Origin of the sequence: Kitasatospora sp. CM 4170 (assembly GCF_032110285.1) — a bacterium.
Lineage (GTDB): Bacteria > Actinomycetota > Actinomycetes > Streptomycetales > Streptomycetaceae > Kitasatospora > Kitasatospora aburaviensis.
Genome location: NZ_CP134877.1, coordinates 6,227,501 through 6,239,738, shown reverse-complemented (window position 1 = coordinate 6,239,738; position 12,238 = coordinate 6,227,501). Strand labels below are relative to the sequence as shown.

The 12,238-nt window shown below is 71.1% G+C and carries 8 protein-coding genes and 2 rRNA genes (1 of these 10 only partly in view); 4 read left to right on the top strand and 6 right to left on the bottom strand.

Annotated features, from left to right (window positions below; translation table 11 throughout):
• Positions 1-39: 39 nt before the first annotated feature.
• Positions 40-1,215 carry a PP2C family protein-serine/threonine phosphatase gene (locus tag RMN57_RS26590; RefSeq protein ID WP_313765816.1) on the bottom strand — a complete coding sequence of 392 codons (1,176 nt, stop codon included), beginning with the start codon at positions 1,213-1,215 and terminating at the stop codon, positions 40-42.
• Positions 1,216-1,578: 363 nt separating this feature from the next.
• Here RMN57_RS26590 and RMN57_RS26585 point away from each other — a divergent pair, with 363 nt between their 5' ends.
• Positions 1,579-1,797 (top strand): cation transporter, encoded by a 219-nt coding sequence (locus tag RMN57_RS26585; RefSeq protein ID WP_313765815.1) that lies wholly within the window; start codon positions 1,579-1,581, stop codon positions 1,795-1,797.
• A 96-nt stretch (positions 1,798-1,893) separates the two neighbouring features.
• A complete protein-coding gene (locus RMN57_RS26580; RefSeq protein ID WP_313765814.1) occupies positions 1,894-4,209 on the top strand; it encodes a heavy metal translocating P-type ATPase in 2,316 nt (771 codons plus the stop codon).
• A 65-nt stretch (positions 4,210-4,274) separates the two neighbouring features.
• Here RMN57_RS26580 and RMN57_RS26575 read toward each other — a convergent pair whose 3' ends face one another.
• The 3 genes from RMN57_RS26575 to RMN57_RS26565 all read right to left on the bottom strand — a co-directional run bounded on the left by RMN57_RS26575 (position 4,275) and on the right by RMN57_RS26565 (position 9,324).
• Positions 4,275-4,994, bottom strand: coding sequence for an SDR family oxidoreductase (locus RMN57_RS26575; RefSeq protein WP_313765813.1), 720 nt, complete (start codon positions 4,992-4,994; stop codon positions 4,275-4,277).
• Positions 4,995-5,563: 569 nt separating this feature from the next.
• The gene (locus RMN57_RS26570; RefSeq protein WP_313765812.1) at positions 5,564-6,853 is read right to left on the bottom strand and encodes a citrate synthase; all 1,290 of its coding nucleotides are present in this window, start codon (positions 6,851-6,853) and stop codon (positions 5,564-5,566) included.
• A gap of 224 nt (positions 6,854-7,077) precedes the next feature.
• Positions 7,078-9,324 (bottom strand): ATP-dependent RecD-like DNA helicase, encoded by a 2,247-nt coding sequence (locus RMN57_RS26565; RefSeq protein WP_313765811.1) that lies wholly within the window; start codon positions 9,322-9,324, stop codon positions 7,078-7,080.
• 160 nt (positions 9,325-9,484) lie between these two features.
• Between RMN57_RS26565 and RMN57_RS26560 the strand changes: the two genes are divergently transcribed.
• On the top strand, positions 9,485-10,315 hold the full coding sequence (locus RMN57_RS26560; RefSeq protein WP_313765810.1) for a VOC family protein: 831 nt from the start codon (positions 9,485-9,487) through the stop codon (positions 10,313-10,315).
• 174 nt (positions 10,316-10,489) lie between these two features.
• Entirely contained in the window at positions 10,490-10,942 is a 453-nt protein-coding gene (locus RMN57_RS26555; RefSeq protein WP_313765809.1) for a GNAT family N-acetyltransferase, read from the top strand.
• Between the two features lie 60 nt (positions 10,943-11,002).
• On the opposite strand, the gene rrf is transcribed toward RMN57_RS26555, so the two are convergent.
• Together rrf and RMN57_RS26545 are read right to left on the bottom strand one after the other, a co-directional pair.
• A 5S ribosomal RNA gene (gene rrf, locus RMN57_RS26550) occupies positions 11,003-11,119 on the bottom strand.
• An 80-nt stretch (positions 11,120-11,199) separates the two neighbouring features.
• Positions 11,200-12,238 (bottom strand): 23S ribosomal RNA (locus tag RMN57_RS26545); it runs 2,082 nt beyond the window's last position.

The window sequence follows — 12,238 nt, the reverse complement described above, 5'->3', positions numbered from 1 at the left end:
TGCCGTCGGGCTCGGCGGCCCCGTCGGCCGCCGGCCCCGTCAGGCCCGATCGGTCCGGGTGATCAGGAGCAGCAGGGCGTCGTCCCGCAGCTCCCCGCCGGTGTGCTCCAGCAGGTCGGCGTAGACCCGGCCGACCGCCGCCTCCAGCTCCGCCGAGGAGCGGGCCGCGCCCCGGACCAGCGGGCCGACCCGCTCCGCCAGCGGGTAGAACTCGCCGTTCTTCCGGTGCCGGGCCTCGATGACGCCGTCGGTGCAGAGCACCAGCACGTCCTCGTGCCCGAACGGCTGGTTCCACGCGGTCGGCTCGCCCGTGGCCAGCCGGCCGAGGCCGAGCGGCACCCAGGGGTCGGGCGCGTCCAGGACGTGCACGCCGCCGTCCGGGCCCACCCGGATCGGCGCGACGTGCCCGTACTGGAGCAGTTCCATCACCCCGGGCGCGCGGAACTCGGCGAACAGCGCGGTGGTGAACTCCCCGTCGGGGGCGTGCCGCTCGACGCTGGCCTCGATCCTTGCGGCCACCCCGCGCAGCCCGGCCTCGTCGTAGGCGGCCTCGCGGAAGGCGCCGAGCACCACGGCGGCGGTCTGCACCGCGCCGAGCCCCTTGCCGCGCACGTCCCCGACCGCCACCCGGGTGCCGTGCGGGGTCTCCAGCACCGAGTAGAGGTCCCCGCCGATCCGCGAGGCGTCGGCCGCGGAGACGTACCGGACGGCGAGGTGCAGCGGTCCGACCTCCGGACCGGGGAGCCGGAGCAGCGCCCGCTGGGCGGCCTCGGCGACCGAGCTGACGGCCGCGAAGGCCGCCGCCCGGCGCATCCTGATCTTGGCGACCCAGGCGGAGAAGAGGGTCAGCAGCACGTAGCTGACCAGGGCGCCGTAGAGGAAGCGCTCGTCGTTGACGTTGTCGACCTCGTCGTAGTGGCTGAGGCCGAAGACCGCGAGGAAGCCGAGCGAGCAGACGAGCAGCAGCTCGACCGGCCGCAGGGTGAGTGCGGCGATGGCGGGCACCACCGTCATCAGCGGCGCGAGGTAGCGGTCCTTGCCGGAGAGCAGGTCGGCCATGCCGACCAAGACGATCGCGAGCAGCGCGGGGGTGGCCCGGCGCCAGAACGGGATGTCCTGGAGGTCGGTGGCCAGCAGCGCGCCGCGGCGCCGCTCCGGCGACAGCCCCGCGGCCGTGGGGAGCGCGGGCATCCGGAATCGGCGGATCGAGAACACATATCGAACATAACGGACATTCAATGCCCCCACCCGCGCACACCCGCCCGATCGCACACGGACCCCGGAGCAGGCCGATCCACCGCCCCCACCCGGCCGATCCGTACCGACACGCCCGCCTTTCCGGACAGCACGACCGAAGCGGACGCACAAGGAGGGAATCCGACCGCCGCCCGGGCGCGGATTCGAGCGCCGCGTGTCCAGGCGCATACGCTCTGCTCTCGGACCGCGGGCCGCGGCGCGGCCGGCCCGGTGATCCGGGCCACACCACCCCCTCCTGCTGGTGATACCCCGCAGGGGTATGGTGTTATCAGACGAAGAGCCCGGGCGGCCTGCCCGCGGCGGCACAGACCGGAGGCCCCGATGTCCAGCACCATCACCTACACCGTGACCGGCATGAGCTGCGGCCACTGCGAGAGCTCGGTCTCCAAGGAGCTCTCCGCCCTGGCCGGCGTCACCGAGGTGGCGGCCGACGCCAAGGCCGGCACCGTGACGGTCTCCTCCGCCGCCCCGCTCGACGAGGGGCTGGTCCGCGCCGCCGTCGACGAGGCCGGCTACGAGCTCGTCGGCCGGACCGCCTGAGCCCGGACCGCGCCGCGCGGCGGGGGTCCGCGCCCGGGCTCCCGCCCTCCGCCCATCGCCCTCCGCCCTCCGCCCTCACCAAGGAGCTGATCCGCCATGAGCACCTCCACACCGGGCACCACCGCCCCGGACGCCGCCGCGGCCGACGGCGACGGCCGGTCGGGTGCCCGGGACCGCGTCGAGCTGTCGATCGGCGGCATGACCTGCGCGTCCTGCGCGGCCCGGATCGAGAAGAAGCTCAACCGGATGGACGGCGTCGAGGCCACCGTCAACTTCGCCACCGAGAAGGCCCGGATCGACTTCGGGCCCGGGGTCGGCGTCGCCGACCTGATCGCCACCGTCGAGAACACCGGCTACACCGCGGAGCTCCCGCCGCCGCCCGCCACCGCGCCGGCCGAACCGGCCGCCGCGACCGGCGCCGCCGCGGAGCAGCGCCCGGCCGACCCCCTGCTGGACCGGCTGCTGATCAGCGCCGTGCTCAGCGTCCCGGTGGTCCTGCTCTCGATGGTCCCCGCCCTGCAGTTCACCAACTGGCAGTGGCTGGCCTTCGCACTCACCGGCCCGGTGGTCGTCCACGGCGGGCTGCCGTTCCACCGCGCAGCCTGGACCAACCTCCGGCACGGCGCGGCGACCATGGACACCCTGGTCTCGCTCGGCACCCTGGCGGCCTTCGGCTGGTCCTTCTGGGCCCTGTTCTGGGGCCACGCCGGCATGCCCGGGATGCAGCACGAGTTCTCGCTCTCGATCGGCGCCACCGACGCCTCGTCCGCCCTGTACCTGGAGACGGCCGCCGCCGTCACCGTGCTGATCCTGCTCGGCCGCTACCTGGAGGCCCGCTCCAAGCGCCGGGCCGGCGCCGCCCTGCACGCGCTGCTCGACCTCGGGGCCAAGGACGTCTCGGTGCTGGAGCACGGCCGCGAGGTCCGGCTGCCGGTCGACCGGCTGGCCGTCGGGATGCGCTTCGTGGTGCGTCCGGGCGAGAAGATCGCCACCGACGGCACGGTGGTCGAGGGTGCCTCGGCCGTGGACGCCTCGATGCTGACCGGCGAGTCGGTGCCGGTCGAGGTCGCGGTGGGTGACGCCGTCACCGGCGCCACCGTGAACGCCGGCGGCCGGCTGGTGGTGGAGGCCACCCGGGTCGGCGCGGACACCCAGCTCGCCCGGATGGCCCGGCTGGTGGAGGACGCCCAGAACGGCAAGGCCGCCGCCCAGCGCCTGGCCGACCGGATCTCCGCCGTCTTCGTGCCCGTGGTGATCCTGATCGCGCTCGGCACGCTGGTCGGCTGGCTGCTGGTCACCGACAGCCCCACCGAGGCGTTCACCGCGGCCGTGGCCGTGCTGATCATCGCCTGCCCGTGCGCCCTCGGCCTGGCCACCCCGACCGCGCTGATGGTCGGCACCGGGCGCGGCGCCCAGCTCGGCGTCCTGATCAAGGGCCCCGAAGTCCTCGAAAGCACCCGCCGGGTGGACACCGTCGTGCTGGACAAGACCGGCACCGTGACCACCGGCCGGATGACCCTGCTCGCCGTGCGCACCGCCGAGGGCGTCACCGAGCACGAGGCGCTGCGGCTGGCCGGCGCGCTGGAACACGTCTCCGAGCACCCGATCGCCGCCGCCGTCGCGGCCGCGGCCACCGAGCGCACCGGCACCCTGCCCGCCGTCGAGGACTTCGAGAGCCTCCCCGGCCTCGGCGTGCAGGGCCTGGTGGACGGCCACCGCGTGGTCGTGGGCCGCGCGGGCCTGCTGGCGGACCTCTCCCAGCCGCTGCCGCCCGCGCTGGCGGAGGCCAAGCGCGCGGCGGAGGCCGCCGGCCGGACGGCCGTCGCGGTCGGCTGGGACGGCGCGGCCCGGGCCGTCCTGGAGATCGCCGACGCCGTCAAGCCGACCAGCGCCGAGGCGATCGCCGAACTGCGGGCCCTCGGACTGACCCCGATGCTGCTCACCGGCGACAACGCCGCCGTGGCCGCCGCCGTGGCCGCCGAGGTCGGCATCGCCCCGGAGCACGTGATCGCCGAGGTGCTGCCCGAACAGAAGGTCGACGCCGTCCGCCGGCTGCAGACCGAGGGCCGGATCGTCGCCATGGTCGGCGACGGCGTCAACGACGCGGCCGCACTCGCCCAGGCCGACCTCGGCCTGGCCATGGGCACCGGCACCGACGCCGCCATCGAGGCCGGCGACCTCACCCTCGTCCGCGGCGACCTGCGCGCCGCCGCCGACGCCATCCGCCTCTCCCGCCGCACCCTCGCCACCATCAAGGGCAACCTCTTCTGGGCCTTCGGCTACAACGTCGCCGCCCTGCCGCTCGCCGCCGCCGGCCTGCTCAACCCGATGATCGCCGGCGCCACGATGGCCTTCTCCTCGGTCTTCGTGGTCACCAACAGCCTCCGGCTGCGCCGCTTCCGGCCCTCCTGAGGCCGGCATGGCGAAGGCCCGTACCGCGCGGCGGTACGGGCCTTCGCCATGCCGGCTCCGGGCGCTCAGCGGCCGAGCAACTCGCCGCCGTTGCAGTGCAGGATCTCCCCGGTGATGAAACCGGCCTCCGGCGAGGCCAGGAAGTGGACCGCCGCCGCGACCTCGCCGGTCTCCCCGATCCGGCCGAGCAGCGTCCGGGCCGCCCGGCGGGAGACCTCCGCCTCGTCCAGGCGCGGGCCGAAGAACTCGGTGCCGGCCACCGTGCCCGGGGCGACGATGTTGGCCGTGATGCCGGAGGCGCCGAGCTGGGCGGCGAGGAAGTGGTTCCAGGCGTGCAGCGAAGCCTTGGCGGCCCCGTACGAGCCGGCCCCGCGCAGGGCGGCGATCGAGCTGATGGTGACCACGCGGCCGGAGCCCTGGGTGAGCCGGTCGCGGATGGACTCGGTGAGCAGCACCACGGTCAGCACGTTGCGCTCGAAGTCACCGCGCCAGCGGGCCAGCAGGGCGTGCGGGCCGCCGCCGATCACGGTCTCCCGGCTGCCGGCGTTGTTGACCAGCACGTCGATCTGCTCCGGCAGTTCACCGAGTGCCGCCTCGACGGCGTCGGGATCCGCGAGGTCACAGACCAGCGGGGTGACGTTCGGTCCCAGGTCGGCCGCGGCCTGTTCGAGCACCGCTCGCCGGCGGCCCACGATCACGACCCGTTCGCCCGCGTCGGCGAAGCGGCGCGCCACCTCGTACCCGATCCCCGTGCCACCGCCGGTGACAACCACGTTCCTGGCCATCTGCGCACTCCCTCCCCAGTTCCGCCGCCACGCTGCGAGGGTGCGGGGCGGTCCGTACCGGAATGCCACGATTCCTATCACGCTCGGTTGCCGTGACTGCGGGGAGGGTGACGTCGCCGCCGCCGGAAGGTGTGGTATGGGCGGGGTACCACGCGCACACGGAGCGTGGCGAGAGGCAGCTCACACCCCCCGGGCGTAACTTCTCGCACCCTGATACGTCTTAGGTTGGTAGTGCGGCAGTTTTCGGTGGGCGGCGGCGTGGTGAACGGCTTCACGTCACCGCACGGCCACCGCTGCCGCCGACGGGGCTCCGGCGGGCCCCGGGACGGTCGCCGAGTTCGGCGGCCTTCGCGCACGGCGCCGGGGTGTGGCGGGTCAGGGACGCTTTGAGCGGCCGTCCCGGGCTGCGCCGCCCCGGAGTCGTGCGCCGTCTGTCTCCCGTCCTCGCGACGGGACGCCGAAGGGCCCGGCCGCGCAGTGCGGCCGGGCCCTTCGAGGTCCCACGTCGGCGGTCCCGGCTCAGCGGGGCCTGGTCAGCGACCGGTCAGGCGCCAGTGACCGGTTGCGGATCAGCGGTCGCCGAGCTCGACGTAGTCGCGGATCGCGGTGCCGGTGTAGATCTGGCGCGGACGGCCGATCCGGCTGGTCGGGTCGTTGATCATCTCGTGCCAGTGGGCGATCCAGCCCGGCAGCCGGCCGAGGGCGAACAGCACGGTGAACATGCTGGTCGGGAAGCCCATGGCGCGGTAGATCAGGCCGGTGTAGAAGTCCACGTTCGGGTAGAGCTTGCGCGAGACGAAGAAGTCGTCCTGGAGCGCGTGCTCCTCCAGCTTGAGCGCGATCTCCAGCAGCTCGTCGGACTTGCCGAGCTGGCTGAGGACCTCGTGCGCCAGCTGCTTGACCTGCGCGGCGCGCGGGTCGAACGCCTTGTACACGCGGTGGCCGAAGCCCATCAGCTTGACGCCGTCCTCGCGGTTCTTCACCTTGCGGATGAACGCGTCGACGTCGCCGCCGTCCTTCTGGATGCTCTCCAGCATCTCCAGCACCGCCTGGTTGGCGCCGCCGTGCAGCGGGCCCCAGAGCGCCGAGATACCGGCCGAGATCGAGGCGAACAGGTTGGCGTGGCTGGAGCCGACCAGGCGCACGGTGGACGTCGAGCAGTTCTGCTCGTGGTCCGCGTGCAGGATCAGCAGCTTGTCCAGGGCGTTGACCACGACCGGGTTGAGCTCGTAGTCCTCCGCGGGGACGGCGAACGTCATCCGCAGGAGGTTCTCGACGTAGCTCAGGTCGTTGCGCGGGTAGACGAAGGGCTGGCCCATCGCCTTCTTGTACGCGTAGGCCGCGATGGTCGGGAGCTTCGCCAGCAGGCGGACCGTCGACAGGTGCCGCTGGGCGGCGTCGAACGGGTTGTGGCTCTCCGGGTAGAAGGTGGAGAGCGCACCGACCACCGAGGACAGCATCGCCATCGGGTGGGCGTCCCGCGGGAAGCCCTGGAAGAAGCGCTTGACGTCCTCGTGCAGCAGCGTGTGCTGGGTGATCTCGCGGTTGAACTCCGACAGCTGGTCGGCCGTCGGGAGCTCGCCGTTGATCAGGAGGTACGCGGTCTCGATGAAGCCGCCCCGCTCGGCGAGCTGCTCGATCGGGTAGCCGCGGTACCGCAGGATGCCGTTGTCGCCGTCCACGAAGGTGATCGCGGACTTGTACGCGGCGGTGTTACCGAAGCCGTTGTCCAGGGTGACCAGGCCGGTCTGCGGGAGCAGCTTCGAGATGTCGAAGCCGGCGTTGCCCGCAGTGCTCTCGACGACGGGGTACTCGTACTCGCCGTCCTGGTACCGCAGTACTACCGAGTTGTCGCTCACGTCTTCCTCACCGACGAAATGAATCCTCTTCCAAGGTGCCCTGACTGTCTCTACCATCCCCCATCTGGAGGACAGCCGCGCACCCGGGGTGGCCCGAAAGGGACCACCCCTACAAAACCTGCCGCCCCAGCCGGTACGAACCGGACAAGATCGGCACCACCCCAGGCTCTGCCGTAAATCTCTTCACGTCAAGAGAACAATAGAGGCAACCATCCGTTGGAGAATCATCCAGTGGCCAGCCGGTGATCCAGGGCGGCGTGCCTGCGACCTGCGCTGACAGCCCGAACGGCCTGCCCGATCGCCTTCCGTGACCCCACCAGCACCACCAGTTTCCTCGCCCTGGTCACAGCCGTGTAGAGCAGGTTCCGCTGGAGCATCGTCCACGCGGACGTGGTGACCGGAATCACCACCACCGGATACTCGCTCCCCTGCGACCGGTGGATCGTCACCGCGTACGCGTGCGCCAGCTCGTCCAGCTCGTCGAAGTCGTACGGCACCTCCTCGTCCTCGTCGGTCAGCACGGTCAACCGCTGGTCGTCCGCACTGAGCGCGGTCACCACTCCCACTGTGCCGTTGAAGACCCCGTTCCGCCCCTTGTCGTAGTTGTTCCGGATCTGGGTGACCTTGTCCCCCACCCGGAACGTCCGCCCGCCGAACCGCCGTTCCGCCAGCCCCTCCCGGGCCGGCGTCACCGCGGCCTGCAGCAGCGTGTTCAGGTTCCCCGCACCCGCCGGCCCCCGGTGCATCGGCGCCAGCACCTGCACGTCCCGCCGCGCGTCGTACCCGAACCGCTGCGGGATCCGCCGCGCCACCACGTCCACCGTCAGCCCCGCCGCCCGCTCGGCGTCGTCCTCCACGAACAGGAAGAAGTCCGCCATCCCCTCCGTCAGCGGCGGCAGCCCCTCGTTGATCCGGTGCGCGTTGGTCACCACCCCGGACTGCTGCGCCTGCCGGAAGATCCTGGTCAGCCGCACCGACGGGATCGGGCTCCGCTCCGCCAGCAGGTCCCGCAGCACCTCGCCGGCACCGACCGACGGCAGCTGGTCCACGTCCCCCACGAACAGCAGGTGCGCACCCGGCGCCACCGCCTTGACCAGCTTGTTCGCCAGGATCAGGTCCAGCATCGACGCCTCGTCCACCACCACCAGGTCCGCGTCCAGCGGCCGGTCCCGGTCGTACGCCGCGTCGCCGCCCGGCTTCAGCTCCAGCAGCCGGTGCACCGTGGACGCCTCCACCCCCGTCAGCTCCGACAGCCGCTTCGCCGCCCGGCCGGTCGGCGCCGCCAGCACCACCTTCGCCCGCTTCGCCAGCGCCAGCGTCACGATCGACTTCACCGTGAACGACTTCCCGCAGCCCGGACCGCCCGTCAGCACCGCGACCTTCTCGGTCAGCGCCAGCCGCACCGACTGCTCCTGCTCCGGAGCCAGCTCCGCCCCCGTCCTCTTCGCCAACCACCCCAACGCGGCCGGCCAGTCCACGTCCGCGAACCACGGCATCCGGTCCGCGTCCGCCCGCAGCAACCGCAGCAACTGGTTGGAGAGCGAGATCTCCGCCCGGTGGAACGGCACCAGGTACACCGCGGTGATCGGCTCGCCGTCGTCCGCCGGCACCGTCTCCCGCACCACCCCCTCCGCCGCCACCAGCTCCGTCAGGCAGTCGATCACCAGCCCCACGTCCACCTGGAGCAGCTTCACCCCGTCCGCGATCAGCCGCTCCTCCGGCAGGTAGCAGTGCCCCTGGTCGCTGCTCTGCGACAGCGCGTACTGGAGCCCCGCCTTCACCCGCTCCGGGCTGTCGTGCGGGATGCCGACCGCCTGCGCGATCCGGTCCGCCGTCAGGAAGCCGATGCCCCACACGTCCGACGCCAGCCGGTACGGCTCCTGCTTCACCACCCCGATCGAGCCGTCCCCGTACTGCTTGTAGATCCGCACCGCGAGCGACGTCGACACGCCGACCCCCTGGAGGAAGACCATCACCTCCTTGATGGACTTCTGCTCCTCCCAGGCCACCGCGATCTTCTTCGTCCGCTTCGGCCCGAGCCCCGGCACCTCGATCAGCCGGCCCGGCTCGTTCTCGATCACCTCCAGGGTGTCCACCCCGAAGCGCTCCACGATCCGCTCGGCGAACCGCGGCCCGATCCCCTTGATCAGCCCCGACCCGAGGTAGCGCCGGATCCCCTGGACGGTGGCCGGCAGCACCGTCGTGTAGTTCTCCACCACGAACTGCCGCCCGTACTGCGGGTGCGACCCCCACCGCCCGTGCAGCCGCAGCGACTCCCCCGGCTGCGCGCCCAGCAGCGCGCCCACCACCGTGAGCAGGTCGTTGACCCCGCGCCCCGTGTCCACCCGGGCCACCGTGTAGCCCGTCTCCTCGTTCGCATAGGTGATGCGCTCCAGCACGCCCTCGACCTGCGCGAGCTGGCGCGGCTGTTCCGCCCGGCCCGCCGGCGACTGCTGCGACTGCCCGGCCACCCGGCCCCCTTTACCAGTACGGGTGCAGTTCCGCTACGCACCGTACCGCCCGGGTGCGACAGCCGGTGGCCGGATGCCAGGCTGGTACCGGTAGAGGGGGATATCTCCGTCCCGGCCCGCGACCCCGCGGCGACGGGCCCGCCCAAGGAGCCGTGCCGCCATGCTCACCACCGCCGTCACCCCCGGGTCTCCCAACTGGCTCGACCTCACCAGCCCGGACACCGCCGACTCCGCGACCTTCTACGCCACCGTGCTCGGCTGGACCTTCGCCGCCACCGACCCGGAGGACGGCACCCACGGGCTCTTCCGCCAGTACGGCCGCACCGTCGCCGCGGTCGGCCCGGTCGGCCCGGACGACGGCGCCCCGGCCTGGACGATCTCCTTCTGCAGCCTCGACGTCGACCGGACGGCCGAGCTGGTGGAGACCGCCGGCGGCCTCGTCCACACCACCGCGTCCGACGCCGCGGCGACCGCCGCCGCGGCCGCCGTCCCGCTCGCCACCCTGGCCGAAGCCCGGACGGTCCACTGCACCGATTCCACCGGAGCCCGGTTCGCCGTCCGCCAGCCCGGCCGGACCCCCGGTCTGGAGGCCGTCACCGACCCCGGCACGTTCTGCTGGGCCGAGTGCCACAGCGTCGACGCCGAGGCGGCCAAGGCCTTCTACCGCGCCGTCTTCGCCTGGCAGGAGCAGGACGTCCCGCTCGGCGAGGCGATGTACACCGTCCTGACCCCGGCCGGCGGCGGCACCGACGACGCCCACGGCGGCCTGATGCAGCTCAGCCCCGGGCACACCGCCGCCGGCACCGGCTCGCACTGGCTCCCCTACTTCGAGGTCCCCAACGTCGACGCGGCCGTCGCCCTCGCCGAGCGGCTCCGCGCGACCGTCCGGATCCCGCCGACGGACGTGCACGGCGTCGGCCGGCTCGCCCGGCTCGCCGACCCGTACGGTGCCGTGTTCGCCGTCATCACCAGTGCGGCGACCAGCGGGTGACAGGAGGTCACCCGCCCGGACGGGCCCCGTCGAGCCCGTCGCACGGGGCCTGGAGGGCCTGCAGGGGCGTTCAGGACGCCGACGGGGGCAGCGGGGCGGCAACGGGGGCCGCGGGGGCGTGTGGGTGCCGGTAGCGGCTGCAGCGGGGTCCGCGGCTCCGCCTAGGCTGTGATCATGACCGACCTGACGATCCGCCGGGCCACCGCCGACGACCTGCCGGCGATAGTGGCCATGCTCGCCGACGACCCCCTGGGCGCCACCCGCGAGAGCCCCGACGACCTCACCCCCTACCGGACGGCCTTCGCCCGGATCGACGCCGACCCGCACCAGCACCTCGTCGTCGCCGAACGCACCGGCCGGACCGTGGGCACCCTCCAGCTGACCGTCGTCCCCGGCCTCTCCCGCAAGGGCTCCACCCGTACGATCATCGAGGCGGTCCGGATACACGCCGACGAGCGCGGGAACGGGCTCGGGACCGAGCTGATCCGCTGGGCGATCGACCGCTCCCGTGAGCTCGACGCCGATCTCGTCCAGCTCACCTCCGACGCGACCCGCACCGACGCCCACCGCTTCTACGAGCGCCTCGGATTCGTCGCGTCGCACCTCGGATTCAAACTCGCGCTCTGACCGGCCGGAAATGCGAAGAACCCCCATCCGGGACCCGGATGGGGGTTCTTCAGAAGAATTGTTCGGCGGCGTCCTACTCTCCCACAGGGTCCCCCCTGCAGTACCATCGGCGCTGTGAGGCTTAGCTTCCGGGTTCGGAATGTAACCGGGCGTTTCCCTCACGCTATGACCACCGAAACACTATGAAACTATCTGCCACCCACCCGCAGAGCGGTGGGGGTCGTTGTTTCAGAACAACACAGTGGACGCGAGCAACTGAGGACAAGCCCTCGGCCTATTAGTACCGGTCAACTCCACCCCTCACAGGGCTTCCATATCCGGCCTATCAACCCAGTCGTCTACTGGGAGCCTTACCCTCTCAAGGAGGTGGGAGTGCTCATCTCGAAGCAGGCTTCCCGCTTAGATGCTTTCAGCGGTTATCCCTCCCGAACGTAGCCAACCAGCCATGCCCTTGGCAGAACAACTGGCACACCAGAGGTTCGTCCGTCCCGGTCCTCTCGTACTAGGGACAGCCCTTCTCAACACTCCTACGCGCACAGCGGATAGGGACCGAACTGTCTCACGACGTTCTAAACCCAGCTCGCGTACCGCTTTAATGGGCGAACAGCCCAACCCTTGGGACCTACTCCAGCCCCAGGATGCGACGAGCCGACATCGAGGTGCCAAACCATCCCGTCGATATGGACTCTTGGGGAAGATCAGCCTGTTATCCCCGGGGTACCTTTTATCCGTTGAGCGACGGCGCTTCCACAAGCCACCGCCGGATCACTAGTCCCTACTTTCGTACCTGCTCGACCCGTCAGTCTCACAGTCAAGCTCCCTTGTGCACTTACACTCAACACCTGATTGCCAACCAGGCTGAGGGAACCTTTGGGCGCCTCCGTTACCCTTTAGGAGGCAACCGCCCCAGTTAAACTACCCACCAGACACTGTCCCTGATCCGGATCACGGACCCAGGTTAGACATCCAGCACGACCAGAGTGGTATTTCAACGACGACTCCACAACAACTGGCGTTGCTGCTTCAAAGTCTCCCACCTATCCTACACAAGCCGAACCGAACACCAATATCAAGCTATAGTAAAGGTCCCGGGGTCTTTCCGTCCTGCTGCGCGAAACGAGCATCTTTACTCGTAATGCAATTTCACCGGGCCTATGGTTGAGACAGTCGAGAAGTCGTTACGCCATTCGTGCAGGTCGGAACTTACCCGACAAGGAATTTCGCTACCTTAGGATGGTTATAGTTACCACCGCCGTTTACTGGCGCTTAAGTTCTCAGCTTCGCCCCACCGAAATG

What these genes read in the sequence shown, in the direction of transcription:
- RMN57_RS26585 (WP_313765815.1), top strand. Translation starts at nt 1,579, where the DNA reads ATGTCCAGCACCATCACCTACACCGTGACCGGCATGAGCTGCGGCCAC.
- RMN57_RS26580 (WP_313765814.1), top strand. Translation starts at nt 1,894, where the DNA reads ATGAGCACCTCCACACCGGGCACCACCGCCCCGGACGCCGCCGCGGCC.
- RMN57_RS26575 (WP_313765813.1), bottom strand. Translation starts at nt 4,994, where the DNA reads ATGGCCAGGAACGTGGTTGTCACCGGCGGTGGCACGGGGATCGGGTAC.
- RMN57_RS26560 (WP_313765810.1), top strand. Translation starts at nt 9,485, where the DNA reads ATGCTCACCACCGCCGTCACCCCCGGGTCTCCCAACTGGCTCGACCTC.
- RMN57_RS26555 (WP_313765809.1), top strand. Translation starts at nt 10,490, where the DNA reads ATGACCGACCTGACGATCCGCCGGGCCACCGCCGACGACCTGCCGGCG.